This window comes from Microbacterium sp. F01 (assembly GCF_056156365.1).
In genome coordinates, this window is the sequence record NZ_CM149592.1 from 4480963 (window position 1) to 4506473 (window position 25511).

28 protein-coding genes are annotated in these 25511 nt (G+C 70.7%); 9 read left to right on the forward strand and 19 right to left on the reverse strand.

Annotation, left to right across the window (positions count from 1 at the left end; all coding sequences use genetic code 11):
* Positions 1 to 3: 3 nt before the first annotated feature.
* From ACVN90_RS20540 to ACVN90_RS20580, 9 genes are all read right to left on the reverse strand, one after another.
* Entirely contained in the window at positions 4 to 882 is an 879-nt protein-coding gene (locus tag ACVN90_RS20540) for a metal ABC transporter permease (protein WP_475100049.1), read from the reverse strand.
* Entirely contained in the window at positions 879 to 1712 is an 834-nt protein-coding gene (locus ACVN90_RS20545) for a metal ABC transporter ATP-binding protein (protein ID WP_475100050.1), read from the reverse strand. Before ACVN90_RS20545 ends, ACVN90_RS20540 begins: the two co-directional genes overlap by 4 nt.
* Positions 1709 to 2698, reverse strand: a complete 990-nt coding sequence (locus tag ACVN90_RS20550; RefSeq protein ID WP_475100051.1) for a metal ABC transporter solute-binding protein, Zn/Mn family — start codon at positions 2696 to 2698, stop codon at positions 1709 to 1711. The genes ACVN90_RS20545 and ACVN90_RS20550 overlap by 4 nt, the downstream gene beginning before the upstream one ends.
* 142 nt (positions 2699 to 2840) lie before the next feature.
* Positions 2841 to 4202 carry a dihydrolipoamide acetyltransferase family protein gene (locus ACVN90_RS20555; RefSeq protein ID WP_475100052.1) on the reverse strand — a complete coding sequence of 454 codons (1362 nt, stop codon included), beginning with the start codon at positions 4200 to 4202 and terminating at the stop codon, positions 2841 to 2843.
* Positions 4203 to 4220: 18 nt separating this feature from the next.
* On the reverse strand, positions 4221 to 5186 hold the full coding sequence (locus tag ACVN90_RS20560) for an alpha-ketoacid dehydrogenase subunit beta (RefSeq protein ID WP_475102164.1): 966 nt from the start codon (positions 5184 to 5186) through the stop codon (positions 4221 to 4223).
* A 62-nt stretch (positions 5187 to 5248) separates the two neighbouring features.
* Positions 5249 to 6379, reverse strand: a complete 1131-nt coding sequence (locus ACVN90_RS20565) for a thiamine pyrophosphate-dependent enzyme (protein WP_475100053.1) — start codon at positions 6377 to 6379, stop codon at positions 5249 to 5251.
* Positions 6380 to 6477: 98 nt separating this feature from the next.
* Positions 6478 to 7563 carry a histidinol-phosphate transaminase gene (locus ACVN90_RS20570; RefSeq protein ID WP_475100054.1) on the reverse strand — a complete coding sequence of 362 codons (1086 nt, stop codon included), beginning with the start codon at positions 7561 to 7563 and terminating at the stop codon, positions 6478 to 6480.
* A 9-nt stretch (positions 7564 to 7572) separates the two neighbouring features.
* Complete coding sequence (locus tag ACVN90_RS20575; RefSeq protein WP_475100055.1) at positions 7573 to 7944, reverse strand: type II toxin-antitoxin system death-on-curing family toxin; 372 nt, start codon at positions 7942 to 7944, stop codon at positions 7573 to 7575.
* A complete protein-coding gene (locus tag ACVN90_RS20580; protein WP_475100056.1) occupies positions 7941 to 8147 on the reverse strand; it encodes a ribbon-helix-helix protein, CopG family in 207 nt (68 codons plus the stop codon). Before ACVN90_RS20580 ends, ACVN90_RS20575 begins: the two co-directional genes overlap by 4 nt.
* A 91-nt stretch (positions 8148 to 8238) precedes the next feature.
* Between ACVN90_RS20580 and ACVN90_RS20585 the strand changes: the two genes are divergently transcribed.
* On the forward strand, positions 8239 to 8628 hold the full coding sequence (locus ACVN90_RS20585; RefSeq protein WP_045301844.1) for a phage holin family protein: 390 nt from the start codon (positions 8239 to 8241) through the stop codon (positions 8626 to 8628).
* 1 nt (position 8629) lies between these two features.
* On the opposite strand, the gene ACVN90_RS20590 is transcribed toward ACVN90_RS20585, so the two are convergent.
* The 3 genes from ACVN90_RS20590 to ACVN90_RS20600 all read right to left on the reverse strand — a co-directional run bounded on the left by ACVN90_RS20590 (position 8630) and on the right by ACVN90_RS20600 (position 13155).
* Positions 8630 to 10138 (reverse strand): hypothetical protein, encoded by a 1509-nt coding sequence (locus ACVN90_RS20590; protein WP_475100057.1) that lies wholly within the window; start codon positions 10136 to 10138, stop codon positions 8630 to 8632.
* Complete coding sequence (locus ACVN90_RS20595) at positions 10135 to 10434, reverse strand: hypothetical protein (protein WP_475100058.1); 300 nt, start codon at positions 10432 to 10434, stop codon at positions 10135 to 10137. Before ACVN90_RS20595 ends, ACVN90_RS20590 begins: the two co-directional genes overlap by 4 nt.
* 156 nt (positions 10435 to 10590) lie before the next feature.
* Positions 10591 to 13155, reverse strand: a complete 2565-nt coding sequence (locus ACVN90_RS20600) for an ExeM/NucH family extracellular endonuclease (protein ID WP_475100059.1) — start codon at positions 13153 to 13155, stop codon at positions 10591 to 10593.
* 231 nt (positions 13156 to 13386) lie between these two features.
* On the opposite strand from ACVN90_RS20600, the gene ACVN90_RS20605 reads away from it, so the two are divergent.
* Positions 13387 to 13893, forward strand: coding sequence for a low molecular weight protein-tyrosine-phosphatase (locus ACVN90_RS20605; RefSeq protein WP_475100060.1), 507 nt, complete (start codon positions 13387 to 13389; stop codon positions 13891 to 13893).
* 44 nt (positions 13894 to 13937) lie between these two features.
* A complete protein-coding gene (purB, locus tag ACVN90_RS20610) occupies positions 13938 to 15320 on the forward strand; it encodes an adenylosuccinate lyase (protein ID WP_475100061.1) in 1383 nt (460 codons plus the stop codon).
* A 94-nt stretch (positions 15321 to 15414) separates the two neighbouring features.
* On the opposite strand, the gene ACVN90_RS20615 is transcribed toward purB, so the two are convergent.
* From ACVN90_RS20615 to ACVN90_RS20625, 3 genes are all read right to left on the reverse strand, one after another.
* Entirely contained in the window at positions 15415 to 15759 is a 345-nt protein-coding gene (locus ACVN90_RS20615) for an amino acid transporter (protein ID WP_475100062.1), read from the reverse strand.
* Complete coding sequence (locus ACVN90_RS20620) at positions 15756 to 16484, reverse strand: acyl-CoA synthetase (protein WP_475100063.1); 729 nt, start codon at positions 16482 to 16484, stop codon at positions 15756 to 15758. Before ACVN90_RS20620 ends, ACVN90_RS20615 begins: the two co-directional genes overlap by 4 nt.
* Before the next feature lie 96 nt (positions 16485 to 16580).
* The gene (locus ACVN90_RS20625) at positions 16581 to 17966 is read right to left on the reverse strand and encodes a pyridoxal phosphate-dependent decarboxylase family protein (protein ID WP_475100064.1); all 1386 of its coding nucleotides are present in this window, start codon (positions 17964 to 17966) and stop codon (positions 16581 to 16583) included.
* A gap of 163 nt (positions 17967 to 18129) precedes the next feature.
* On the opposite strand from ACVN90_RS20625, the gene adhP reads away from it, so the two are divergent.
* Both adhP and ACVN90_RS20635 read left to right on the forward strand, forming a co-directional pair.
* On the forward strand, positions 18130 to 19200 hold the full coding sequence (adhP, locus tag ACVN90_RS20630; protein ID WP_475100065.1) for an alcohol dehydrogenase AdhP: 1071 nt from the start codon (positions 18130 to 18132) through the stop codon (positions 19198 to 19200).
* A 163-nt stretch (positions 19201 to 19363) separates the two neighbouring features.
* Positions 19364 to 19801 carry a hypothetical protein gene (locus ACVN90_RS20635; protein ID WP_475100066.1) on the forward strand — a complete coding sequence of 146 codons (438 nt, stop codon included), beginning with the start codon at positions 19364 to 19366 and terminating at the stop codon, positions 19799 to 19801.
* Positions 19802 to 19877: 76 nt separating this feature from the next.
* Here ACVN90_RS20635 and ACVN90_RS20640 read toward each other — a convergent pair whose 3' ends face one another.
* Both ACVN90_RS20640 and ACVN90_RS20645 read right to left on the reverse strand, forming a co-directional pair.
* Entirely contained in the window at positions 19878 to 20186 is a 309-nt protein-coding gene (locus ACVN90_RS20640) for an Rdx family protein (RefSeq protein ID WP_475100067.1), read from the reverse strand.
* Positions 20183 to 20995, reverse strand: a complete 813-nt coding sequence (locus tag ACVN90_RS20645) for an alpha/beta fold hydrolase (protein WP_475100068.1) — start codon at positions 20993 to 20995, stop codon at positions 20183 to 20185. The genes ACVN90_RS20640 and ACVN90_RS20645 overlap by 4 nt, the downstream gene beginning before the upstream one ends.
* A gap of 207 nt (positions 20996 to 21202) precedes the next feature.
* Here ACVN90_RS20645 and ACVN90_RS20650 point away from each other — a divergent pair, with 207 nt between their 5' ends.
* Positions 21203 to 21382: a CsbD family protein gene (locus ACVN90_RS20650; protein WP_475100069.1), complete on the forward strand. Its 180-nt coding sequence runs from the start codon at positions 21203 to 21205 to the stop codon at positions 21380 to 21382.
* Between the two features lie 114 nt (positions 21383 to 21496).
* Here the strand turns inward: ACVN90_RS20650 and ACVN90_RS20655 are convergent, their stop codons facing one another.
* Entirely contained in the window at positions 21497 to 21952 is a 456-nt protein-coding gene (locus ACVN90_RS20655) for a GyrI-like domain-containing protein (protein WP_475100070.1), read from the reverse strand.
* Between the two features lie 97 nt (positions 21953 to 22049).
* Here ACVN90_RS20655 and ACVN90_RS20660 point away from each other — a divergent pair, with 97 nt between their 5' ends.
* A complete protein-coding gene (locus tag ACVN90_RS20660; RefSeq protein ID WP_475100071.1) occupies positions 22050 to 22862 on the forward strand; it encodes a shikimate 5-dehydrogenase in 813 nt (270 codons plus the stop codon).
* Between the two features lie 103 nt (positions 22863 to 22965).
* On the opposite strand, the gene ACVN90_RS20665 is transcribed toward ACVN90_RS20660, so the two are convergent.
* Positions 22966 to 23901, reverse strand: coding sequence for an aldo/keto reductase (locus ACVN90_RS20665; protein WP_475100072.1), 936 nt, complete (start codon positions 23899 to 23901; stop codon positions 22966 to 22968).
* A gap of 142 nt (positions 23902 to 24043) precedes the next feature.
* Here ACVN90_RS20665 and ACVN90_RS20670 point away from each other — a divergent pair, with 142 nt between their 5' ends.
* Together ACVN90_RS20670 and ACVN90_RS20675 are read left to right on the forward strand one after the other, a co-directional pair.
* Positions 24044 to 24931, forward strand: coding sequence for a LysR family transcriptional regulator (locus ACVN90_RS20670; protein WP_475100073.1), 888 nt, complete (start codon positions 24044 to 24046; stop codon positions 24929 to 24931).
* Complete coding sequence (locus ACVN90_RS20675) at positions 24928 to 25404, forward strand: ATP-dependent endonuclease (protein ID WP_475100074.1); 477 nt, start codon at positions 24928 to 24930, stop codon at positions 25402 to 25404. Before ACVN90_RS20670 ends, ACVN90_RS20675 begins: the two co-directional genes overlap by 4 nt.
* Positions 25405 to 25511: the final 107 nt, after the last annotated feature.

Genomic DNA, 25511 nt, shown 5'->3' on the forward strand with positions numbered 1-25511 from the left:
CGGTCACCGGGCGGCCTCGGGGACGGCGACGCGGGTGACCCGGTCGCGACGCGCGCCGATCACACGGCACACGACGTAGATCAGGAACGAGATCGTCGTGATGTACGGGCTCACCGGGAGGGTGCCCATGATCGCGAGCAGGATGCCACCCACGGCCGACACGAAGCCGAACAGCGCCGACAGCAGCGGCACCGACAGCGGCCCCGACACGATCCGCATCGCCGCGGCGGCGGGCGTGACGAGCAGGGCCATCACGAGCAGCGCACCGATGATGTGCACGGCGACGGCGACGATGAGGCCGAGCAGCAGCATGAATCCGAGCGAGACCGCGGTGGTCGGCACACCGCGCGCGGCGGCCGATTGCGGGTCGAGCGAGTCGAACCGCAGCGGACGCCAGATGAGCAGCAGGCCCAGCAGCACGACGGCCCCGATGCCGATGAGCCAGCCGAGCTGCCCGGTCTGCACCGACACGATCTGCCCGGTGAGCAGGCTGAACCGGTTGGCGCTGCGGCCGTCGTAGAGGGAGAGGAACAGGATGCCGAGACCCAGCCCGAACGGCATCAGCACGCCGATGATCGAGTTGCGGTCGCGCGCCTTCGCGCCCAGCACGCCGATGATGGCGGCCGCGATGAGCGAGCCGACGATGGACCCCGTGACCACGTCCCATCCGATGAGGAGCGCCGCCGCAGCACCGGCGAACGACAGCTCGCTGATGCCGTGCACGGCGAACGCCATGTCGCGCTGCATGACGAACACGCCCACCAGGCCGCCGACGAGGCCGAGCACCGCGCCCGCCCACACCGAGTTCGACACGAGCGCGAGGATCTCGCCGTAGAAGGGCAACCCGCCGAACATCGCGTCCGCGATGTCGTTCCAGTTCATTCGTGAACCCCGTGGTCGTGATGGTGGTGGGATGCCTCGGCATCGGGCGCGCCGACCACCACGAGCCGGTCTCCTGCCCGCAGCACGAAGACGTGCGCGCCGTACAGCGCCGTGAGCACGTCCGAGCGGAGCACCTCCTGCGGCGTACCGAGGGTGAACCGCCCGTTCGCGATGTAGAGGATGCGATCGACCTTGCCCAGCAGCGGGTTGATGTCGTGCGTGACGAGGAGGACCGCGGCATCCTTCTCCCGGCGATGCCGGTCGATGAGGCCGATGACCGCCTGCTGGTTCGCAAGGTCGAGGCTCGTGAGCGGCTCGTCGCACAGGAGCAGCCGCGGGTCGTCGGCGAGGGCCTGGCCGGCGCGCAGGCGCTGCTGCTCGCCGCCGGAGAGGAGGCCGACGGGGCGGTCCGCGAAGTCCCGGGCGCCGACGGCGTCGATGAGCGCGTCGACCCGCGCGCGGTCGCCGCGGCGGGGAATCGGGAGGCCGAAGCGGTGTCCGTCGACGCCGAGGGTCACGAGGTCGCGACCCCGCAGCGAGGTGTCGCGGGGCAGTGGCCGGGCCTGGGGGATGTAGCCGATGCTGCGGCTGCCCTTGTGGGCCACCGGCTGGCCCTGGACGGTGATCTCGCCGCGCGAGAGCGGCTCGAGACCGAGGATCGCGCGCAGCAGCGTCGTCTTGCCCAAGCCGCTCGGCCCCAGCACCGCCACGAGCTCGCCGGCGTGGACGTGGAGATCGAGCCCCGCCCACAGCTCCCGGTCGCCGCGCTGGAGCGCGGCATCCCGGATGCTGAGGATCACCGGGCGAGAGCCCGCGGCGGTCGGCGTCACGCCTGAAGCGCCCCGTTCAGCGCCTCGATGTTCGCCTGCATCCACGAGATGTAAGTCTGCCCCTCCGGCAGCGTTTCCGAGAACGCGATCACCGGGATGCCGAGCCCGTCGGCCTCGTCGACGATCTCCTGCGTCTCCGCGCCGCCGGTCTGCGTGTTCGTGATGACCACGCGCACCTCGCCGCCCTGCACGAGCGCGAGGGATTCGAGCAGCGTCGCGGGCGCGACATCCTGTCCCTCCTCGACCGCCTCGCTGAACTTCTCGGGCGTCACGTTCTCGAGCCCCGCCGCCTGGACGAGGTAGGCGGGCACCGGCTCCGTGACGAAGACCTTGTCGCCGCCGTGTGCCGCGCCGATCTCCTCGAGCGACGCCTCGAGACCGTCGACCTCGCCGAAGAACGCCTCGGCGTTGGCGGTGAAGGTCTCGGCATCGTCGGGACTCAGCTCGCCGAGCTCGACCGCGATGGCCTCGGCGACGTGCGCGATCGTGTGCGGGTCGTACCAGACGTGCTCGTTGAAGCCCTCGACGTGCTCGTGGTCGTGGTCGGCGTGGTCGTGGGCGTGGTCCTCGGCGTCGTCGGCGCTCTCCTCGTCGTGGCCGGCGTTCTCGGGCCAGTCGTGCGAGTACTCGACCGCCGTGACGACCGGCGCCTCGGTGCCGCTGGACTCGATGAGCGCATCGATGAACGCGTCGTACCCGCCGCCGTTCTCGATCACGAGGTCGGCCTTCGAGACGGCGAGCTGGTCGCGCGCGCTCGGCTCGAACGAGTGCGGATCCTGCGACTCGTTCGTCACGATCGACGTGACGTCCACGAGATCGCCGCCGATCTCCTCCGCGATCTGGCCGTACACGTTGGTCGACGCGACGACCGCGATCTTCCCGTCGCTCGCATCTTCGCCGGCGGCCGTTCCCGCGCAGCCGGCAAGGACGAGGGCGGATGCTGCAGCCAGGCCGAGCACGGGCAAGGAACGTCGCACGGAGGTCATGTCGTCGAGCCTAACGCTAATGAGAATCGTTCTCAAATCTGCGGCGACCGCGAGCACAGAATCGGAGGTTCTGCCGACACGCCGGGGAGCGGACGCCGCGAACCGGCGCTTCGCGAAGGATCTCCGATTCTGTGCGCGAACCTCAGTCCAGCAGGAGCGCGGGCTCCTCGAGGATCGATGCGACGTCGGCGATGAAGCGCGACATGCCGTCGCCGTCGACGACGCGGTGGTCGAACGAGCCGGCGACCGTCGTCACCCAACGGGGGCGCACCTCGCCGTCGACGACCCACGGCTTCTGACGGATCGTGCCGAGCGCGACGATGCCGGCCTCGCCGGGATTGATGATCGGGGTGCCCGCGTCCATGCCGAAGACGCCGATGTTCGTGATCGTGATGGTGCCGCCGTGCTGGTCGGCAGGGGTCGCCTTGCCCTCGCGCGCCGTGAGCGTGAGCTTCTCGAGCGCGCGCGCGAGCTCGCGCATCGACAGGTCCTGCGCGTCTTTGATGTTCGGCACGAGCAGGCCGCGCGGGGTCGCCGCCGCGATGCCGAGGTTCACGTAGTTGCGCACGCGGATCTCGGCGCCACCCTCGACATCGACCCAGGCGGCGTTCACCATCGGCGTGCGCCGCGCGGCCCAGATCACGGCGCGCGCCATGATCAGCAGCGGCGAGACCTTGATGTCGGCGAAGTCCGGCGAGGTCTTGAGGCGCTTGACGAGCTCCATCGTGCGGCTGGCGTCGACGTCGGTCCACACCGACACGTGCGGCGCCGAGTAGGCCGACTGCACCATGGCCGACGACGTGGCCTTGCGCACACCCCGCACCGCGATGGTCTCCTCGCGTCCGGCGGCGTCGGGCGCGGGCGTCGACGGAGCGACGGCGGCCGGGCCGGGCGCCGGAGCGGGCGCCGAGACGGGGATGGTCTCCTCGCGCTCGCGGCCCCACTCCGGGGTCTCGATGTTGCGGAACACGCTCGCCTGCGAGGCGTGCCGCACCACGTCCTCACGGGTCACCTCGCCGGCCGGGCCGCTGGGCGCGACGGCCGACAGCTCCACACCGAGATCGCGGGCGAGCTTGCGGATCGGGGGCTTCGCGATCACGCCGACGGATGCTGCGACCCGCTCCTCCGCCGGAACCGCGGGCTTGCGCCGCCGCGACTGGACATGGCCGCCCGTGCCGTAGCCGACGAGCACCGCGCCCTCGCCGGCCTCGGCGGGCTCGCCGTGCTCGGACTGTCCGACGGTGGCGGGGGGCGCGGCATCCGTCTCCGAAGCGATCGTGATGATCGCCGCGCCGACGTTCACGGTCGTGCCCTCCGCCGCGAGCAGCTCGCCCACGGTTCCGGCGAACGGCGAGGGCAGCTCGACGAGCGACTTGGCGGTCTCGATCTCGACGAGCACGTCGTTGACGGCGACGCTGTCGCCGGGGCCGACGCGCCACTGCACGATCTCGGCCTCGGTGAGGCCTTCGCCGACATCGGGGAGGACGAACGTCTGGGTGCTCATGCGGAGCTCCTCACGGGGTCAGTAGGCGAGGGACCGGTCGACGGCCTCGAGGATGCGGTCGGCGTCGGGGAGGTAGGCACCCTCGAGCTTGGCGGGCGGGAAGGGCACGTCGAAGCCCGACACGCGCAGCACGGGGGCCTCGAGCGCGTAGAAGGCGCGCTCCATGACGGTCGCCGCGACCTCGGAGCCGAGCGAGGTGAAGCCCGGCGCCTCCTGCGCGTAGACCATGCGGCCGGTGCGGCGGACGGAGTCGAGGATCGGGCCGTAGTCCACCGGCGACAGCGAGCGGAGGTCGATGACCTCGATGCTCGTGCCCTCCGCCTCGGCGAGCACGGCCGCCTGCAGCATCGTGGTCACCATCGCGCCGTGGCCGACGAGGGTGACATCGGTGCCGCGACGGACGACGCGCGAGGCGTGCAGCGGGAGGGCGCGCGCCGACGTGTCGACTTCGCCCTTCTGCCAGTACTTGCTCTTCGGCTCGAGGAAGATCACCGGGTCGGGCGACGTGATGGCGTCCTGGATCATCCAGTAGCCGTCGTTCGGCGTCGAGGGGCTCACGACCCGGAGGCCCGCGGTGTGCGTGAAGTACGCCTCGGGGCTCTCCTGGTGGTGCTCGACGGCACCGATGTGCCCGCCGTACGGGATGCGGATCACCACGGGCATCTGCAGCGCGCCCTCGTGGCGGTTGGTGAACTTGGCCAGCTGAGAGGTGATCTGGTCGAACGCGGGGAAGACGAAGCCGTCGAACTGGATCTCGACGACGGGCCGGAAGCCCGCCATCGCGAGTCCGATCGCTGTGCCGACGAGCCCCGACTCCGCGAGCGGGGTGTCGAGCACGCGCTGCTCGCCGAACTCCGCCTGCAGGCCCTCGGTCACGCGGAACACGCCGCCGAGCTTGCCGATGTCCTCGCCCATGAGGAGGACCCGGTCGCTGCCGGCCAGCGCGGCGCGCAGGCCGGCGTTGATCGCCCGGCTGAACGGCATGGTCTGGACGGCGGGCGCGGTGGTCTCGGTGGCCGGGGCCGTCGTGTCGGTGGTCGAAGTGCTCACGATGCGCCTCCTTCGAAGGATGCCTCGTAGTCGGCGAGCCACTGCCGCTGTTCGTCGATGAGCGGATGCTGCTCCGAATAGACGTGCGCGAACATGTCGTCGCGGTCGAGCCCACCAAGGGCGTTGGTGCGGGTGCGGACGTCGTCGGCGAGCGCCTGGGCCTCAGCGTCCACATCCGCGAAGAACGCGTCCGACGCGCCGCGACCGACGAGGAACGCCTTCATGCGCGCGATCGGGTCGCGACGGCGCCACGACTCCTCCTCGTCGGAGGTGCGGTACTTCGTGGGGTCGTCGCTCGTCGTGTGCGCGCCGAGGCGGTACGTCATCGCCTCGATCGCCTGCGGTCCGCCGCCGGCTCGCGCGTCGTCGAGCGCCGTACGCGTGACGGCCCAGCTCGCGAGAACGTCATTGCCGTCGATGAGAGTGCTCGGCATGCCGTAGCCCTCGCCGCGCTTGTACAGCGGCGAGCGCGACTGCGTCGCGACCGGCACCGAGATCGCCCACTGGTTGTTCTGCAGGAAGAACACCTCGGGGGTGCGGTAGCTGTTCGCGAAGACCATCGCCTCATGCACGTCGCCCTGGCTGGACGCGCCGTCGCCGTAGTAGACGATGACCGCCTCGTCGCGCTCGAGATCGCCGGTGCCGCAGCGCCTGTCGAAGACGAGCCCCATCCCGAAGCCCGTGGCGTGCAGCGTCTGCGAGCCGAGCACGAGCGTGTAGATGTGCGTGTTGCCGTTCTTGGGGTCGGTCGGGTCCCACCCGCCGTGCGTCAGACCGCGCATCACGCGGATGATGTCGATGGGGTCGACGCCGCGGATCTTCGTGACGACGTGCTCGCGGTACGACGGGAAGAGGTGGTCCTGCGCACGCGCGGCCCGGGCCGAGCCGACCTGTGCGGCCTCCTGCCCGTAGCTCGGCGGCCAGAGGGCGAGCTGGCCTTGGCGCTGGAGGTTCGTCGCCTGCACGTCGAACGCGCGGATGACGGCCATGTCGCGGTAGAACGTCTCGAGGTCGGCGTCGCCGAGGCGCTCGACGGCCTCCCGATACTGCTCGGCGGCAGGGCTCGGCGCGAACGTTCCGTCCGCCTTCAGAAACCGCACAACGGCGGCGTCATCGACCGGGATCATGAATTCACGCTATCTCTCCGTGCATGCGCGTTTCTGCATGCGTTCGACAATCGATGCCGAGATCCACCGCACGCGATCGACAACCGCATCCGCATTCATCACTCGCGGCGAGCCGCGACCGTCGCCGCGATCCGCAGCACCTTCTCGACGGATTCCTCCTCGCCGACCGAGATCCGGATGCCGTCGCCGGCGAACGGCCGCACGATCAGGCCAGCCGCCTCGAACGTGGCCGCGAACGCCATGGTGTCATCGCCGGTGGGCAGCCACACGAAGTTGCCCTGCGCCGCAGGGACGTCCCAGCCGGCGGCGCGGAGTCCCTCAGTGAGCCGGTCGCGGCGGTCGGCGATGACGCGCACGCGGTCGAGCAGTTCCGCCTCGGCGTCGAGGCTCGCGAGCGCGGCTTCCTCGCCATGGGCCGTGACCGACAGCGGGATCGCGGTGCTGCGGGCCGCATCGAGTACGCGCGGGTGACCGATCGCGTAGCCGACGCGGAGCGCGGCGAGCCCGTAGGCCTTCGAGAACGTGCGGAGCACGACGACGTTCGGGCGACCCGACCCGCCGAGCACGCGGAGCCCGTCGACGGACTCGGGGTCGGTGACGAACTCGGCGTACGCCTCGTCGAGGATCACGAGCACATCGGACGGCACCTTCTCGACGAAGGCATCGAACTCGTCCTGCCTGACGATCGGGCCGGTCGGGTTGTTGGGGCTGCACACGATGATCGCGCGGGTGCGGTCGGTGATCGCGGCGGCCATCGCGTCGAGGTCGTGACGGGCGCCTTCGGCGAGCGGCACCTGCACCGCGGTCGCGCCGGCGACGACCGCCAGCCACGGGTAGGCCTCGAACGACCGCCACGCGTAGAGGACCTCGTCACCCGGGCCAGAGGTCGCGAGCACGAGCTGCGCGAGGATCGAGACGCTGCCGGCGCCGATGTGGATCGAGTCGGCTCCGACCCCGAACCGTTCGGCCAGGCGCTCCCGCAGGCGTGCGGCCGTAGCATCCGGGTATCTGTTCAGCGCCGACGCGTTCCGCACGCGCTCGAGCACACCGGGCAGCGGGTCGAACGGGTTCTCGTTGCTCGACAGCTTGAACGCGTCCGCACCGGCCTGCCGTCCCTGCTTGTACGGCGGCAGGGCGGCGACCTCGGGGCGCACGCGGACAGGGATCTCGGGAGCGTCGGTCACGCCCCGAGTCTACGAGCGGGGGATCAGATGCGCCGCCCACGTCCGCGCCGAGGACTCCAGGTCGACACCGCCCTCCGCGACGCCGACGACGAGGTCGAACCCCTCCTCCGTGGTCATGTCGTGCCGGTAGCCGTTGATCCACAAGAAGGTGACAGTGATCGTCCAGCCGCTGCGCTTGTTGCCGTCGACGAAGGGATGATTCCGCACGACGCTCTCGAGCAAGGCGGCCGCTTTGAGGCTCAGTGATGGATAGGCATCATCTCCGAAGAGCGTGGTCGCCGGTCGCGCGAGCGCCGAGGCGAGGAGCCCGGCGTCCCTGACGTGGAATCCCAGCCTCGCCGAGACGTGGAGAGCGTCGTCGAGGGTCAGGAACTCGGTCACGCGTCTTCGAGCCGACGAAGCAGCTCGGCATCGTGGCTCAGCACGAAGTCGACGGCCTCGTCGACGGCCGCGCGGCGGCCGCGTCGGGCGACGATGAGCTCCACGCCCTGCAGCACCAGCGCGTGCTTCGAGACGTGCTCCGCCTCGGCGATCGCGTCGAGCGCACGGTCGAGGTCTTCGGGCAGTCGGACGGTCATAGCCATGCCCTCAGGGTAGGTCGGTACCAATTCGGTATCAAGGTCATCGGATTACTCCTATCGGCCCGCCGGAGCGTCGTGGAAGACTGGGCGGACTATGGGCTTCCTCATCCGCGTGGTCATCAACGCCTTCGCGATCTGGGTCGTCACCCTGATCCCGGCGCTCCAGGTCTCGGTCATCCCGTTCCCTCCGGGCGAGACGCTCCAGCTGATCCTGACCCTGCTGATCGTCGCCGCGATCTTCGCGCTCGTGAACACGATCATCGGCACGGTCATCAAGGTGCTGGCGTTCCCGCTCTACATCCTCACGTTGGGACTCATCGGCCTCCTCATCAACGCGTTCCTGTTGTGGCTCACGGCGTGGTTCACGAGCTTCTGGAACTGGGGCCTGCGCGTCGAGGACTTCTGGTGGGGCGTCGTCGCGGCGATCATCATCACCCTCATCAACTGGGTCGTCGGCATCATCATCCGCCCCCGCAAGGACTGACTCAGTCCGCACCGCGCGTCGCCGCGTACTCGGTGACCTCCACCGAATCGGCGTGTGAGAGGTCGGCGAGCACGTCGCGCAGGGCGCCGACGCGGGGGTCCGTCGAGGCGTCGACCAGCGCCGCCGTCTCGGCGTACGCGGTGAGCCGGTGCGCCGGCAGCCGCGGCTCGTCCGTTCCGGCGTCCGGGTCGAAGACCCGCTCGGCGACGAAGCTCCCCGGTGCGCCGACCGCGGCCGCGTGGCCGCCGCCGGCGAGCCCGGCGACCGGGTCGTCGGTGTGCCGCAGCGTCACGCTGAGCGTTCCGCTCCCGACATCGGCGTCGACGGGAGACCCGATGGACACCAGCGTCCGCGTATCGTAATCGCCCTCCAGTGCCAGGTGCGCGCCGATCATGGCGCCCTGCGAGAACCCGAACACGTGCACGGCGTCGCCCGGCCGCACGCCCGCCTGCTCGAGGGCGAGCTCGGTCGCCGCGTACGAGTCCGACACGTTCCCCGCGTACAGCTCGAGGTTGGACGCGTTGTCCCACGCGTCGTCGCCGCCGACGTCGAACGACTGCATGCCGGCGAGGTACACCGCGTACTGCCGTGACCCGTCGGGCATCGTGTACCGCTCGACACGCACTCGCGAGTCGCCGGCCCCGGGCATCCGCTCGGTCACGGCGGCGAGGCTCCGCGGCGCCACGGCCGCGGGCGACCGCGACGGTGGGGTCCCTGCGCCGATCGAGGCACCGGCCGCGCCGACGACCGTGGAGGCGGGCGCGACGGGCGTCACGGTGACCGGCCCCGCCGTGCCCGAGAGCCGCGCGTCCCGCGCCAGCCGCCCCGCACCCGCGACCCCGACGAGCGCGGCTCCACCGAGCGTGAGCAGCCCGGCGGCGCCGCCGACCACGATCGAGCCCGGATCGCTGACCTCGCCGCCCACCGCCACGCCCCATTGCGTCGCCTGGCGCACGAGCTCGGAGGGCCACATGAGTGCGCGCTCGAACTGGGCTCCAAGAGCCATCCGCCATGCGTCCGGATGCGCGTCGACCAGCGCGGTCATCCGGGCGTCGAGGCGCTGCGCGCGGACGATGTCGCCTGCCAACACGGCGGCGCGGTGCTCCGCCTCGATCTCGACCATCTCGTACGCGCAGCCGGCTTCCCGCAACGCCGCCGCGATCTCGTCGGCCTCCGTCTGCACCCCGTCGAGCTTCGCGGCGAGCGCGGATGCCGAGGCCCGGGCATCGGCGGTGTGCTCGGGCAGCGCCCCCAGCTCCGCGCGCAGCGTGCGAAGCCGCGCTGCGATCGCGGCGAGCTCCTCCCGGGCGGTGTCGAAGCGGACCGCGGTCGCGGAGAGCGTCGCGGTGTCGACAGACACCGCACCGCCGCCGCGAATCTGCAGACCGTCGTCGACCCGCGGCCAGTGTTCGGCGAGGAGGCCGATCAGGCCCTCGTTCGGGCCGAGGCGCCCCACCTCCGGCGCCAGGTCGGGGTTGTGGAGGTCCGGGATGGGCTTCGCGTCGCTCATCGCTGCGCCCCCAGGAGCAGGCCGGCGAAGGAGTCCGCGAAGGCGGCGCGGTCCTGCGCCCGAGCCACGTCGTACCGGGCGCTCTCGGCCAGGCACGCGAGCCCCGAGACGTCGCCGGCCCACATGGTCGCCCGATCGTGGAACGCCGTCGCGGCCTTCGCCTGCCAGTCGACAGCGTCGGCGAGTCCGCGGGCGACGAGTGCGGCATCCGCGATCCGGTCGATGAGCCGTGCGAGTTCGCGCGCCACCTCGGCGAGCTGGATGGAGGCGTCTGCGGTCGGTTGAAGCAGTGTCACCCGTCGATCGTCGCGGGGCGGGCGGAGCCGCAGGGTGCGCCGACGGTGATCTGTTCACAGTCGACCGGCGGCGCCCGATGTGGAGGAGACCCGCACACGCGGCGGAGGGGCGCCGCTCCTCTCGGAACGACGCCCCTCCGGGCAAGCGGTCGTGGGCTATCGGCCGACGACCACCTCGACGGTCTCGGCCCTGGTGTTGCCCGCAGCATCCGTCGCCGTCCAGGTGAAGCGGTAGACGGCGCCGAGCACGGCCTTGACCTCGAACGTGTCGTCGTCGACCCGCGTCCACGCCGACTTCTTGCCCGCGGTGGTCACGTCGGTGAGCTCGACACTCACTTCGCCACGGTCATCGGCCGCGTCGATCGTGAACTCGATCGTGCGCATCTTGTTGTTCGGCGGCCAGACCAGCGTCGGGTCCGCGGTCACCTCGATGGTCGGATCCGTCGTGTCGGGCGGCGTCAGGTTCAGTCCGACGATCACCGGGTCATGGTCGCTCGAGCGGTAGGCGTCGGGCGCGTACAGCGCGTCCTGCGCCGGCTGCTTGAACGACATGTCGTAATCGATCAGGCTCGGCTCGTCCGCGTTGATGTGCCACGTCTCCACACCCGACACGTCCGCCGTGAGTGCGGGCTGCGCCAGTGCGTAGTCGAGGTAGCCCAGCTGGCCGTCGAAGATGTACGAGTACGCGTGCTCGCTGTTGAACTGCTTCTCCAGGTCGGTGAAGCCGCCCGCGACGAACGCGTCGATCGAGTCCTCGTGGTCGTACGAGTTGAGGTCGCCGATCACGATCGCGCGGCCGTCCGGGGCGACCGTCTCGTTCAGCCACTTCGTGAGTGCCGTTGCGGCCGCCGTGCGGGACGCGCTGCAGTTGCCCTGGCCGTCGCCGAGGTCGGGGCTCTCGGAGCATGCCGAGCCCTTCGACTTCAGGTGATTGACCGACACCACGAACTCGTCGCCCGTCTCGGTCGACGCGAATCGCTGGGTGACCGCCGGGCGGTGCCGGTCGTCGCGCCACGCCGGGTCGACGGCGCTGGTCATGAGCTGGTACGCACCCACCGGCGTGACCGTCGACGGCTTGTAGATGACGGCGGTGGTGATCGCATCCGTGCCGATCACGCCGGTCGTGATCGGGACGTACGTGCCCGCACCCACCTTCGCGTTGAGCGCGTCCGCCAGCGCCTGCAGCGCGGTGCCGTTGTTCTCGATCTCGAGCAGGCCGAACACGTCGGCGTCGATCGCGGCGAGCGCCGCGACGATCTTGTCCTGCTGACGCTGGAACTCCTCGGCCGTGTCTGCGCCGCGGTAGTAGTCGTCGTCACTCGAGTTCGTCGGCGTCGGGTCGATCGAGGTGAAGTAGTTCAGCACGTTGAAGCTCGAGATCTTCAGGTCGCCACCCACGTCGGGCACTCCGGGACGGGCGTTCGCAACGGTGAAGTCGGCGCCCTCGGTCGGCTGCACACCCCACACGTCGAAGCGGTAGTCCAGGATGCCGGTGGCGTTCTGCACGAGGTCCCCGCTGCGGAACGAGTGGTCGAGTGTGAAGACCGCTCCGTCCGGATGGATGACCGGGTCGGGGTTCTGGCTGCCGCGACCGTCGTCCAGCGTGATGCTGTTGTCGAGGTTCGCCGCGGCGAGCGCAGTGGCCGCAGCCCCGGGCTCCACGACGGCGGTCGGCGTGTCGAGGCGTCCGTTGGTGAGCGTGATCGTGCCGAAGCGGCCGTACTCGAACGTCTCGCCGATCGCGAGGTTCTGCGGGAGCGTCACGGACATGCCCTCGAGCGCCTCGCGCTGCTCGCTCGTCGCCGGGAGGGTGAGCGGCGTTGCCGCAGGCAGCGCCTGCGCCGTCGCGCAGATCTCGACATCGGCGGCGACGATCTCCGTGAGACCGAACTGCTCCTTGACCGCGCCCGCGACGCTGACACTGTCGCCGACGTTCACCGGTGCACCGCCCGGCGCATACACGAACACACCGTCGGACGTCGCCGCGTCGCCGTCGCCGGCGTCCTGCACGTAGTAGCCGTCGAACCCGCCGGTCTGGAAGTCGCCGACGACGACGCCCTTCACCATGACCTGCTGGCCCTGGATCGGAGATGCCGCACTGGAGCCCTGGACCGCGCCGATGAGTGTCGGGGCGGCGGTGCAGTCGGCACCCGTCCCAGGCTCGGGATCGGTGCCCGGGTTCGCGCCGATGCCGGGGACTCCCAGCCCGTCGAACGTGTCGGTCGCGAACCCGGTCCACTCGGTCGCGGGGTCAAACGCGTTCGTGCCGTCGGTGTCGCCGACGAGCACGGCCGCGTTGCGGCGGAGGGTGTTGTCGGCGGTGGAGGTCAGCCCGGTGCCCCACTCGGTTCCGGGGTCGACGCCGATCTGACCGATGACGTCGACGGCGTCGACGCCTTTGACGAGCGCTACGGCGTCATCGCCGTTGAACAGGCCGAGGTTCGCCGTCTGGTCCGCCTGGTCCTGGATGGCCTGCACCGCGAGCGCGTGGGCGAAGACGAAGACGCCTCCCGCGGCGACGGTGCCGCTGAGGTTGACCGCCACGCCGGCGGTCGTGCTGCCGTTCGAGTACTGCACCAGCTTGTAGCCGGCGGCGCCGAGGTCGACGCTCGCCTCCGAGGGGTTGTAGATCTCGATCGCCTTGTTGTTCGACGAGCCTTCGACGTACTCGCTGATGAGCAGATCGCCGGATGCTGCGGCCGCGGGCGCGGCGAAAGCCACGACTCCTGCGCAAGCCAGGGAGAGAGCCGCTGTTGCGGCTGTCACTCGACGCGGTGTTGGGGACACGGAACCTCCACGAACGACAGCGATCGGTGGATCGCGATTGGGGACGCGGGCAGGCAGGGGTCGCCGCCCGTTCGTCACAAGCTAGGGGAGCAGCATCCGTCATCGAAAGACCCTTGGAGGAGAACTCCTTAACGTTCGGTGTCCGCTCGGTCCAGAATGGAACCCATGACCGCGAGCGACGCGACGCCCTTCCGCGTCGTGTTCGTGTGCACCGGCAACATCTGCCGGTCGCCGATGGCGGAGGTGGTGTTCCGGGGGTTCGCGGATGCCTCGGGCCTGGGGGCGCGCGTCGCCTCGACGAGCGCCGGCACCGGCGACTGGCACGTGGGCGAGCAGGCCGATCTCCGCACGATCGAGGCGCTCGAGCGCGCCGGCTACGACGGGACGCACCACCGCGCGCGCCAGTTCACGCACTCGGACTTCGCGCGCAGCGATCTGGTCGTCGCGCTCGACCGCAGTCACGAGCGGATCCTGCGCGGCTGGGCCCGGACCGAGGGCGACGCCGACAAGATCGCGCTGCTGATGTCGTTCGATCCGGCCGCCCGCACGATGGACGTGCCCGACCCGTACTATGCCGGGCCCGGAATGTTCGACGAGGTGCTCGGTATGATCGAGAGCGCGAGCCGGGCGCTCTTCCGGCAACTCGAACCCGCCATCCGCCCGGTGCCCTGAGCACCGGATCGACGGCGCGTCCGACGGTATCGACGGGAGCCACCGTGACCTCTCTTCCCCCTCAGCCCCTGAGCCCCCTCGACGGGCGCTACCGCCCCGCGGTCGGCGAGCTCGGCGAGTACCTCTCGGAGGCGGGCCTGAATCGCGCCCGCGTCGAGGTCGAGGTGGAGTGGCTCATCGCCCTCACCGACCGCTCACTGTTCGGCACGTCGCCCCTCGCCGACGCCGACAAGGAGCGCCTGCGCGCGCTGTACATGGACTTCGGGCAGGCCGAGATCGACTGGCTCGCCGAGCAGGAGTCGGTGACGCGCCACGACGTCAAGGCCGTCGAGTACCTGGTGCGCGACCGCCTCTCGGCGCTGGGTCTCGACGCGATCGCCGAGCTGACGCACTTCGCGTGCACCAGCGAGGACATCAACTCCACGTCCTACGCCCTCACGGTGCAGCGCGCCGTCGAGCGCGTGTGGCTGCCGAAGCTGCGCGCCGTCATCACCGCGCTCACCGAGCTCGCCGTGAACCACCGCGACGCCGCGATGCTGTCGCGCACTCACGGCCAGCCGGCGACGCCGTCCACCATGGGCAAGGAGCTGGCCGTGTTCGCGTGGCGCCTCGCCCGCGTCGCCGACCAGATCGAGGGCGGCGAGTACCTCGCGAAGTTCTCGGGCGCGACCGGCACGTGGTCGGCGCACCTCTCCGCAGCTCCCGACGTCGACTGGCCCGAGGTCTCGCGCGCGTTCATCGAGGGATTGGGCCTCGACTTCAACATCCTCACGACCCAGATCGAGTCGCACGACTGGCAGGTCGAGCTGTACGACCGCGCGCGTCACGCCGGCGGCATCCTGCACAACCTCGCGACCGACATCTGGACGTACATCTCGATCGGCTACTTCACGCAGATCCCGGTCGCCGGCGCCACGGGCTCGTCGACGATGCCGCACAAGATCAACCCGATCCGGTTCGAGAACGCCGAGGCGAACCTCGAGATCGCGGGCGGTCTGCTCGCCACCCTCTCGCAGACGCTCGTGACGAGCCGCCTGCAGCGCGACCTCACCGACTCGACCACGCAGCGCAACATCGGCGTCGCGTTCGGGCACTCCCTGCTCGCGCTCGACAACCTGCAGCGCGGCCTCAAGGAGATCTCGCTCGCCGAGGACGTGCTGCTCGCCGACCTCGACGCGAACTGGGAGGTGCTCGCCGAGGCGATCCAGACCGTCGTGCGCGCAGAGATCGCCGCCGGCCGCTCGCAGATCAGCGACCCCTACGCGCTGCTGAAGGACCTCACCCGCGGCCGCCGCGTCGGCGCCCCCGAGCTCGCGGAGTTCGTGCGCGGCCTCGACATCGGCGACGAGGCCAAGGAGCGCCTGCTGGCCCTCACGCCCGCGACATACGACGGCCTCGCTTCGCAGCTGGTCGACGAGCTCGGCTGATCCGCCCCGGCCTTCTCCGGAATCGCGAAAGGGTAGATTTCCGCCTCGTGCGGAGATCTACCCTTTCGCGATTCCCCTCGCGGGTCGTGCGGGGTCAGGCCTTCGGATCACCGGATGCTGCGGTATCCGGCTTCTCGTCCTGCTCGGGTCCGTCGGAGTCGTCGTCGAAGAGCACGGGCTTGTCGATCTGCTTCGTCACCTGGGCGGGGTCGACGGCGAGGAGCAGCAGCGAGACGATGAGCAGCACCGCGATGAAGCTGATGCCGGCGATGACGAGGGCCGTGACGACCGCACGCTCAGCCTCGCCGGGGGCGCGCTGCTGGAAGAAGCCCATCGACACGAGGGTCACGATGCCCGCGAACAGGGCGGCCGCGAAGGCGAGCCCGAGCAGCTGCAGGGGCTTCATGAGGTCGCGGCGGGTGGGGCTTTCGTGGCTCACGCGGAGTCCTTCTGCGGGGTGGGATCGGCGGACGCGGACGCCCCCGCCGTGATGTCAGGGGTGTCGGCGGCCTCTGCAGGGCGCGGCGAGAAGCCGGCGATCCCGAGGTACACGGCGACGATCGCGGCGTAGCCGCCGAACAGGCCGACGCCGATCGTGATGCCGGTGAGGGTGAATGTGGCGTGCGCCTCTTCGATCGTGTAGTCCAGCGCGTACGCGGGCTGCACGAACAGCAGCGCGACGCCGAGGAGGATCGTCAGGGCGCCGACGACCGCCGCATCGCGGCTCTCGGAACGGGGACCGACCAGTGCGGCGGGCCGCGCGTCGGCGACGCCGGGTGCGATCTCGCGCCGCTCGCGACGACCGAGGAGGCCGCGCCATCCGGCGATGAGCTCGATGACGCCGCTGATGAGGGCCCACGCGATCACGATGACGAAGTAGCCGGTGACGGTGCGCAGCGGGTAGAGGCCGCTCGCCATGCCCGCGACGACAGCGACGCCGCCGAGGGCGGCCGACGGCCAGCGGAGTCCCTTCGGGTAGACCAGCCACACCGCGAGCAGCAGCACGAGTCCGGTCGCGATCGTGAAGCCGCTGAACACCGAGCTGCCGACCAGGGCGGAGTGGTCGGGAGAGAACGTGATCATGAGCGCGGCGAGCGCCGCGAACGCGGCGCGTGCGAGCTGCACGTGGCGCACGGCGAACGTGCGGGAAGCGGCTGAGGTCACGGTGTTCCTGCGGAGCGGAGGGTTCCCAGATGTGGGAACGGATGCCTCCAGTCTACGTGCGTCGCGCCTGGGAGCTTCCGGGCACGATCCGCCCTTTCACTCCAGGGTGTCGAGGATCGCGGTCAGCAGCTCGAACGTGGTCAGCGGCGAGATGATCGCGAACCGCAGCACGGGCTCGCCGGCGTGCGAGCTCGGCACGACGAAGCCCTGCTGGTCGTCGAGGAGGCGGGCCGACCACGCCTCGTACTCGGCGAGCGTCCAGCCCTCACGGCGGAACACCACGACCGACAGCTGCGGGTCGCGCACGAGCGACAGCCCGTCGCGGGACTCGATCTCGCCGGCGATCCGCCGGGCGAGGTCGATGCCGTACTCGATCGTCGCCCGGTACTGCGCGGTGCCGTGCGTGGCGAGCGAGAACCACAGCGGCAGGCCGCGCGCGCGGCGGGTGAGCTGGATCGCGAGGTCGGACGGGTTCCAGTCGGGCTTGCCGGTGAGGGTGTCGAGGTACTCGGCCTTCTGCGTGTGGGCCGACAGCCCGAGGGCGGGCTCGCGATAGATGAGCGCGCACGCGTCGAAGGGGGCGAACAGCCACTTGTGCGGGTCGACGATGACCGAGTCCGCGAGCTCGACGCCCGCGAAGGCGGGTCGCATGCTCTCGACGAGCATCGCCGCGAGTCCGTAGGCGCCGTCGACGTGGAACCAGATGCCGCGCTCGCGCGCGACCGCCCCGACGCTCGCGATGTCGTCGACGATGCCGAAGTTGGTGGTGCCGCCGGTGGCGACCACCGCGAACACCGCGTCGCCGTGCTCGTCGAGCACGCGCGCCACGGCGTCGCCGTGCAGGCGTCCGTCCGCATCGACCTCGGCCGTCCTGACGTCGACGTCCATGACCGCGGCGGCCGACGCGATGGACGAGTGCGCCTCTGCGCTGCATACGACCACCCACCGGGGCGGGACCTGGCGCCCCTCGTCCGCCGCGCGGCGGCGCGCAGCATCCCGTGCCGTCACGAGGGCCGAGAGGTTGCCGATCGTGCCGCCCTGCACGAACACTCCCCCCGCGCCGGCGGGCAGGCCGAACTCCTTCGCAAGCCAGTGCAGCACCTCGTTCTCTGCGTACACCGCCCCCGCGCCCTCCATCCACGAGCCGCCGTAGATGGCGGATGCCGACACCACGACGTCGAACGCGAGCGAGGCCTTGCTCGGTGCCGAGGGGATGAACGACAGGTACCCGGGGTGGTCGGTCGACACGCACGCGGGCGCGAGGACGTTCTCGAAGAGGGCGATCGCACGCCGCGAGCCGATGCCCTCGGGCGTGATCGAACCGGACGCCAGGCGCTCCAGGTCGCGCGGGGTCATCGGCTTGTCGAGCGGCACGTTCTCGTACAGCGCCCGGCGCCGCGCGTACTCGAGCACGTCCTCGACAGTGTGACGGGTGTCGGCCGAGATCGCGTGCATCTGCTCGGGGGCGCTGGGCGAGGTCATGGGGTGCTCCTGCCGGTCGGGTGACACCTCACGCTAGAGGGGCGGACGACCGCGTTCAAGGGAGGGAACCGCCGCGGGCCCCGGACCGCAACGTCGTGCAACGTGCCCGCGCCTACCGTCGGATCAGAGGGCGGCGAACGCCCGCCCCAGGGAAGTGATATCGATGACGATCCTGACCGACTCGCACGCAGCACACGGCGCCGCGACCCCCACCGGCACGATGCGCGCAGCTGTGGTCACCGCGCCCGACCGGCCGCTCGAAGTGCGCGACGTGCCCATCCCCACCCCCGGTCCCGGCCAGGCGCTGGTCAAGGTGCTGACCACCGGCGTCTGCCACACCGACCTCCACGCCGCCCGTGGCGACTGGCCGGTGGCGCCGAAATCCGACCTCATCCCCGGCCATGAGGGCTACGGCCGCGTCGTGGCCCTCGGCGACGGCGTCACCTCGCTCGCGATCGGCGACCTCGTCGGCAACGCGTGGCTGTGGAGTGCCTGCGGCGTCTGCGAGTTCTGCCGCACCGGGTGGGAGACGCTGTGCCCCGACCAGCAGAACGGTGGCTACTCCGTCGACGGCAGCTTCGGCCAGTACATGCTCGTCGACGAGCGCTTCGCCGCCCGGATCCCGGACGGCGCGGACCCCGTCGAGGTCGCCCCGATCCTCTGCGCGGGCGTCACCGTCTACAAGGGGCTCAAGATGACCGAGGCCCGCCCCGGCGAGTGGGTCGTGATCTCGGGCATCGGCGGTCTCGGCCACATCGCGGTGCAGTACGCCCGCGCCATGGGCCTGCGCGTCGCCGCCGTCGACATCGACGACGCGAAGCTCGAGCTCGCCCGTCAGCACGGCGCCGAGCTCACGGTCAACGCGCTCACGCAGGATCCCGCCGCGGTCGTCCAGGAGCGCACGGGCGGCGCGCACGGCGTGCTCGTCACCGCGGTGCACCCGAAGGCCTTCGGCCAGGCCCTCGGCGTCGCCCGTCGCGGCGCGACCATCGTGTTCAACGGCCTCCCGCCGGGGGACTTCCCTGCCGACATCTTCGACATCGTCCTCCGCGCGATCACGATCCGCGGATCCATCGTCGGCACGCGGCAGGACATGATCGAGGCGCTCGACTTCTACGCGCGCGGCCAGATCCACCCGACCGTCGCGGTCGAGTCGATCGACAACATCAACGACATCTTCGAGCGCATGGAGCACGGCAAGATCGACGGCCGCATCGTGATGCAGTTCGAGTGACGCCGCGGGGGTGACGCGGGAGCAGGGGCGGGGCGGATGCCTCGCCCCTGTGTCGTGCCGCCCCGCCACGATCAAGCAGGAATGGAGAAGCGCCGCCGAAACCGCGTGGGTAGCGTGAGGATCACGGGACGCGAAGGCGCCCACCAGCGTGAGGAGGAGCATCATGGCGAAGACGACATCGGACGGCCTGTCGCAGGAGGAGCGCGAGGCGGTCAAGCAGCGCGCGAAGGAACTGCGCGACCAGGCCAAGGCGGGCAAGAGCCGCGAGGCGGGCACGAAGCAGGTGCTCGAGGCGATCGCGAAGCTCGACGGCACCGACAAGGAGATCGCCGAGGGCCTGCACAAGGTGGTCGGCGAGGTCGCCCCCGACCTCGTACCCAAGACGTTCTACGGCTTCCCCGCCTACGCGAACGCGAACGGCAAGGTCGTGGTCTTCACCCAGCCCGCCTCGAAGTTCAAGACCCGCTACGCCACGATCAACTTCGACGAGCCCGCCCACCTCGACGACGGCGACATCTGGTCGACCGGCTTCGCCGTGCTCGGCTGGACCCCCGCGGTCGAGAAGAAGATCAGCGAGCTCGTCGCGACAGCGGTCGCCTGACCCCGGTACGAGCGACGCACTTCGGGGCGCGGCATCCTTCGAATGATGGATGCTGCGCCCCGCCGCTGTGCGCGGGTCAGCGGTCGGGGTCGGTCGGCGTCGCGGCCGCGCGGTCGGCGTGACCGAGGGTGCGGCCGGGGGCGATGCGGTCTCGCACGCGGCGCTTGAGCGCGACGATGTCGGGGAAGCCGCCGTCGGCCTTGCGCGACCACACGAGCTCGCCGTCGGCGTAGACCTCGAAGATCCCGCCGGTGCCGGGCTCGAGGGTCGCGCCGCCGCCCATGAGCTCGTCCTGGAAGGTGGTGAGGAGCTCCTGCGCGATCCATGCCGCGCGGAGCATCCACGCGCACTGCGTGCAGTAGACGACGCGGATCGTGTGCGTCATCGTGCCGTCCCTTCCGTCGCGAGGAACTCCTGGGCCGCCTCGCGGAACACCCGCGACCCCGGGGCGTTGAAGTGGTGGCGCCCCGGGATCTCGAGGAATGTGCCGTTCGGCGCCGTCGCGGCGAGGGTTCGCGAGCGCTCGAGGATCGCGTCCTCCGATCCTGTGGCGAACAGCACCCCCTGCCGCGGTGGCCGCTCGGGATCGGGGTCGGCGTCTCCGAATCGCATGCCCTCGGCGAGTGCGATGAGGGCGCGCAGGTCGTTGTCGGGCACCCGCTCGGCGAGCTTCACGTAGTTCTGGGTGACGGGATCCTCGACGGGTATGCCCTGTTCGGCATACGCGCGCGCCTGATCGATGCGCAGCCGGCCGAGCGGGCGGCCGTCGGGGATGCCGCCCAGCACTGCGCGGCTCACGTGCTCGGGCGCGTCGACCGCGAGCTGCCATCCGACGCGGGCGCCCAGGGAGTAGCCGACGTAGCGGACGGCATCCACGAGATAGGTGTCGAGCACGGCGATGAGATCGGCGACGAACGAGCCCATCGAGTAGGCGAGCGGGTCGTCGGGCTTGTCGCTCGCGCCATGGCCGCGCTGATCGACGCCGATCACGCGGTAACCGGCGTTCGTGAGCATGCGCACCCAGCCGGTCTCGACCCAGTTGTCGCGGCAGCTCGACGCGAAGCCGTGCACGCACAGCACGGTCTCGGCGTCCGGCTCGCCCCACGCATACGTGGCGAGCTGATATCCCTCGGCCGACATGATGTAGCTCGGCGACGGCATCTCGGTGCGCAGGATCGGGGCGACGGCATCCATATCGCCATTCTGCTCCCGCACCCGCGCGCGGATCCGCACCGGCGGCCCGGGAAGCGCTCCCCAGTCCTTTCCGCCCGGGCGGAAGGCGGCACAGGTTACGCCGCTGCGCACCGAATGGCAACCGGCTGAGCGACCTGCGGTCCGCCGCCTACGTTCGGGGCATGAGCCTCGCCTCACGAAAGACCACGAAGAGAAGGGGATCCGAAAATGGGTCTGGATGACGACATCAAGCACAATGCCGAGGACCTGAAGGGCAAGGTGAAGGAGAAGGTCGGCGACGCGACCGACAACGAGAAGCTGCAGGCCGAGGGCGTGGCCGATCAGGCCAGCGCCAAGATCAAGAAGGCCGGCGACGACATCAAGGACGCGTTCACCGACGACCGCTGACGAATCGGCGACGACGCCCCGGGCTCCCGGCGGACCCGGGGCGTCGTCGTGCGCGCCGGCCGGGGGAACGGCTGCCGCGCGTCGCGGCAGCCGTCTCCCTGTCGGTCCTACGCGTCAGGCGACAGGCTGCTGCAGCTCGGTCACCCAGGTCGACTGCGGTCCGTCCGCCTGGAGGTACACCTCGCGGCAGGGTCCGTCGAACTCGCCGCCGTCGGCCGCGACGGCCTGCATGAACGCGCCCCACGCGTCGCCGATGCCGCTCATCTCGCCCCGGTAGGTCGTGACGGCGGCGCGCGCGGCGGCGGGCAGCTCCACGACCTGCCAGCCGTCACCCTCGGCCGGCTCGTCGCCGGCGATCCACGACACCCACACACGCAGGTCGCCGCCGTCGAGCGACTCGTACCAGAACGTGCCGGGCTCGCGGTACTCGACGCCCGCGGCCTCGAGGGCGTCGTGCAGCGGCGGCAGGATCCGGTCGACCACGGCGGGCACGTCCTCGCCGCCGGGCGCCACGCCCGAGGCCGCGTAGACGGTGACGGGTTCGAGCCGGCGGTATTCGATGGCGGTCATCCTGTGCTCTCCTTCGAGGTCGGGCGGCGCGCGTGCGGTTTCGCCGCTCGCATCATCGTCGGGGGCTCCGACATCGGCGGCGCGGCACAATGGCACCGTGCCCATTCTGAACAAGGACATGGTCCTCTGCATCTCCCTTGCCGCACGTCCGTCGAACATCGGAACGCGATTCCACAATTTCCTCTACGACGAGCTCGGGCTGAACTTCATCTACAAGGCGTTCACGACCCACGACATCGAGGCCGCGATCGGCGGGGTGCGGGCGCTCGGCATCCGCGGCTGCTCGGTGTCGATGCCGTTCAAAGAGGCGGTGATTCCGCTCGTCGACGAGATCGAGCCGTCCGCCGCCGCGATCGAGTCGGTGAACACGATCGTGAACGACAACGGGCGGCTCATCGCCTCGAACACCGACTACGAGGCCGTCGCCGAGCTGCTCGAGCGTCACGCGATCGACCCCGCCCTTCCGGTGCTGGTGCGCGGATCCGGCGGCATGGGCAAGGCGGTCGTGGCCGCGTTCCGCGGTGCGGGTTTCGACGACGTGACCGTGGTCGCCCGCAACGCCGAGGCGGGAGAGCAGATCGCGTCGAAGTACGGCTACCGCAGCGTCACGACGGATCCCGCCCCCGGGCACGCGGTGCTGGTCAACGTCACCCCGCTCGGGATGGCGGGTGCGGATGCCGACGCCCTGTCGTTCTCCCGAGAGCACGTCGAGGCGGCGCAGACGGTGTTCGACGTCGTCGCCTACCCCGCCGAGACGCCGCTGATCCAGGCGGCGCGGAGCAGCAGCATCCCGGTGATCACGGGTGCCGAGGTGATCGCGCTGCAGGCGGCCCGCCAGTTCGAGCGGTACACCGGCGTCACCCCGACACTCGACCAGATCCAGCGCGCTTCGGAGTTCTCCCGGCAGTAGGCCCGCCCGCTCTCGACCGCGAACCAGGGGATTCCCGCCGAGACCGAGGGTCGTGTCCTCGGTCTCGGCGGAAACGCCTTGCCTCGATGGGCCCGGGGGCCCGTCAGGGAACGCGGTAGCCCGCGGCCCGGAACAGCTCGTACCACTCGGCGCGCGTGAGAGGGATGTCGGAGCCCTCGGCGGCTCCACTCACCCGCTCGGGGTTCGTCGTGCCGAGCACCACCTGCATGCGCGCGGGATGGCGCGTGATCCACGCCACCGCGATCGCGATGGGCGGCACGTCGTAGGTCGCAGCCAGCCGGTCGATCACGGCGTTGAGCTCGGGGTAGTCGGGCGAGTCGAGGAACACGCCGGTGAAGAAGCCCGCCTGGAACGGCGACCACGCCTGCACCGCGATGTCATGCAGGCGGCAATAGTCGATGATCCCGCCGCCGTCGAGCGTCAGGGACTGCTCCTCGCCCTGCATGTTCGCCGCGACACCCTGCGCGATGGCCGGGGAGTGGGTGATCGACAGCTGGATCTGGTTCGCGACGATCGGCTGACGCACCGACTTCTTCAGCAGGTCGATCTGGCGCGGCGTGTGGTTCGAGACGCCGAACGCCCGCACCTTGCCCGCGGCCTCGAGCTCGTCGAACGCCCGCGCGACCTCGTCGGGCTCGACGAGAGCGTCGGGGCGGTGCAGCAGCAGGATGTCGATGTAGTCGGTGTCGAGGGCGCGCAGCGATCCCTCCACCGACTCGACGATGTGCTCGTACGAGAAGTCGAAGTACGGCCCGTCGCCCACGATGCCGGCCTTCGTCTGGATCGTGATCTGCGCCCGCTCTGAGGGCGACAGCCGCATCGCCTCGGCGAAGCGGAGCTCACAGCCGTGGAGGGAGCTGCCGTAGATGTCGGCGTGGTCGAAGAAGTCGATGCCCGCGTCGCGCGCGGTGCGGACGAGCGTGCGCACCGCGTCGTCGTCGAGGTCCTGGATGCGCATGAGGCCGAGCACGACGTTGGGTGCCGGACGCTCGATGCCGCTGAGTTCGATGGTCTTCATGGGTTCGCTCTCGGGTAGGGGCGGTACTGCCCGCTCCACGTTAGGCATCGCCCACAAAGAAGTCCAACAACTGTATATTCTGCGATTGAGAAGCAGAACGAATGGATGCCGCGGCCCGCGGCTCGGTGAGACAGGAGGCGTCATGGAGCACCGCCAGCTGGAGTACCTGGTCACCCTCGCCGAGGAGCGGCACTTCACGCGCGCCGCGGAACGGTGCCGCGTCTCGCAGTCGGGGCTGTCGGCCGCGATCCGCCGCCTCGAGCAGGAGCTCGACGCGAAGCTGTTCGAGCGGACCACCCGCTCGGTCGAGCCGACGCCGGCGGCCCTCGCGCTCCTGCCGCACGCCCGCGAGATCCTCGCCCAGGCGGCTGCAGGGCGCGACGCCGTCATCCGCGCCTCGCACCAGCTCGCCGGGTCGCTGCGTGTCGGAGCCGAGCAGTGCCTGGGCGCCATCGACGTGAATCTGCTTCTCGAGCGCTTCCACCGCCGCCACCCCGCCGTGGACATCCAGTTCGTGCAGGCGGGGTCGCACCAGCTGGTCGACCACATCACGGCCGGCGAGCTCGACGTCGCCTTCGTGGCGAGCGCCGACCCGACGCCGGCGCCGGCCGTCGCGGAGCTCGCGCGGATTCCGCTCGTGCTGCTCGTCCCGCCCGGCCACGCGCTGGCCGAGCGCCCGGTCTCGCGCTGGAAGGACCTCCGCGACGCCGACTTCGTGGACTTCCGCCCGGCGTGGGCCCTGCGCACCATCAACGACGACGCGTTCCAGCGGCACGGCGTCGAGCGGCGCGTGCGCTGCAGTGTCGACGACGTTCACACCCTCCTCGACCTCGTGGTGCGCGGACTCGGCGTCGCGATCGTGCCGCAGCATGTCGCGAACAAGCCACAGGCACGGGGATTGGTCGCCCTGCCGGTCCCCGCCGGCGCCCCGGAGTGGGTCGTGTCGAGACTTGTCGCCGGCACCGCCTCGCTCGCGCCCCGCCTGCTCGAGATCCTCGACGAGGAGCGTGCCGAAGCCGAGGCAGCATGACCGTCGTGCTGGTCGAGGGCGAGAGCGACCGGATCGCTCTGGAGACCCTCGCGTCGCGGACGGGGATACGGATGCCGCGGATCCGCGTCGTCGGCGGGTCCAAGGGCGCTCGCCGGGTGATCGCAGAGCTCGCCGGGGAACGACTCGTCGGACTCGTCGACGTGGGGGAGCGCGCTGACTTCGAGCGGGTACTCGAGACGGTCTTCGTGTGCGACCCCGACCTCGAGGCGGAGTTCGTGCGCGCACTCGGGATCGAAGGAGTCGAGGCGGTGATCGCCGAGCAGGGCGAGCTCGACTCGTTCCGGAGCCTGCAGCGGCAGCCGTTCCAGCGCGACCGCCCGGTCGAGGCACAGCTCGCGCGCTTCTTCGGCGGACGCAGCGGAAACAAGGCGCGCTATGCGCGGCTGCTCGCCGAGGCTGTGCCGCTCGAGCGAGTGCCGCCGCCGCTCGCGGCGTTGCTCGCTGCGCTCTGACCGGGATGGCGCAGGCCTCTGATCAGGGGTTGTGCGGCGGCATCCATCTTCCTGGCGGGTCATGAGACCGTTCTCACCCGCCGCTCGCCGCCCGTTCATCGGGCCGT

Excerpts from the sequence above, each read along its gene's own strand:
- ACVN90_RS20540 (WP_475100049.1), bottom strand. The coding sequence starts at position 882 with ATGAACTGGAACGACATCGCGGACGCGATGTTCGGCGGGTTGCCCTTC.
- ACVN90_RS20550 (WP_475100051.1), bottom strand. The coding sequence starts at position 2,698 with ATGACCTCCGTGCGACGTTCCTTGCCCGTGCTCGGCCTGGCTGCAGCA.
- ACVN90_RS20555 (WP_475100052.1), bottom strand. The coding sequence starts at position 4,202 with ATGAGCACCCAGACGTTCGTCCTCCCCGATGTCGGCGAAGGCCTCACC.
- ACVN90_RS20560 (WP_475102164.1), bottom strand. The coding sequence starts at position 5,186 with ATGCCGTTCAGCCGGGCGATCAACGCCGGCCTGCGCGCCGCGCTGGCC.
- ACVN90_RS20565 (WP_475100053.1), bottom strand. The coding sequence starts at position 6,379 with ATGATCCCGGTCGATGACGCCGCCGTTGTGCGGTTTCTGAAGGCGGAC.
- ACVN90_RS20580 (WP_475100056.1), bottom strand. The coding sequence starts at position 8,147 with ATGGCTATGACCGTCCGACTGCCCGAAGACCTCGACCGTGCGCTCGAC.
- ACVN90_RS20585 (WP_045301844.1), top strand. The coding sequence starts at position 8,239 with ATGGGCTTCCTCATCCGCGTGGTCATCAACGCCTTCGCGATCTGGGTC.
- ACVN90_RS20590 (WP_475100057.1), bottom strand. The coding sequence starts at position 10,138 with ATGAGCGACGCGAAGCCCATCCCGGACCTCCACAACCCCGACCTGGCG.
- ACVN90_RS20605 (WP_475100060.1), top strand. The coding sequence starts at position 13,387 with ATGACCGCGAGCGACGCGACGCCCTTCCGCGTCGTGTTCGTGTGCACC.
- ACVN90_RS20625 (WP_475100064.1), bottom strand. The coding sequence starts at position 17,966 with ATGACCTCGCCCAGCGCCCCCGAGCAGATGCACGCGATCTCGGCCGAC.
- adhP (WP_475100065.1), top strand. The coding sequence starts at position 18,130 with ATGACGATCCTGACCGACTCGCACGCAGCACACGGCGCCGCGACCCCC.
- ACVN90_RS20635 (WP_475100066.1), top strand. The coding sequence starts at position 19,364 with ATGGCGAAGACGACATCGGACGGCCTGTCGCAGGAGGAGCGCGAGGCG.
- ACVN90_RS20640 (WP_475100067.1), bottom strand. The coding sequence starts at position 20,186 with ATGACGCACACGATCCGCGTCGTCTACTGCACGCAGTGCGCGTGGATG.
- ACVN90_RS20645 (WP_475100068.1), bottom strand. The coding sequence starts at position 20,995 with ATGGATGCCGTCGCCCCGATCCTGCGCACCGAGATGCCGTCGCCGAGC.
- ACVN90_RS20650 (WP_475100069.1), top strand. The coding sequence starts at position 21,203 with ATGGGTCTGGATGACGACATCAAGCACAATGCCGAGGACCTGAAGGGC.
- ACVN90_RS20655 (WP_475100070.1), bottom strand. The coding sequence starts at position 21,952 with ATGACCGCCATCGAATACCGCCGGCTCGAACCCGTCACCGTCTACGCG.
- ACVN90_RS20665 (WP_475100072.1), bottom strand. The coding sequence starts at position 23,901 with ATGAAGACCATCGAACTCAGCGGCATCGAGCGTCCGGCACCCAACGTC.
- ACVN90_RS20670 (WP_475100073.1), top strand. The coding sequence starts at position 24,044 with ATGGAGCACCGCCAGCTGGAGTACCTGGTCACCCTCGCCGAGGAGCGG.
- ACVN90_RS20675 (WP_475100074.1), top strand. The coding sequence starts at position 24,928 with ATGACCGTCGTGCTGGTCGAGGGCGAGAGCGACCGGATCGCTCTGGAG.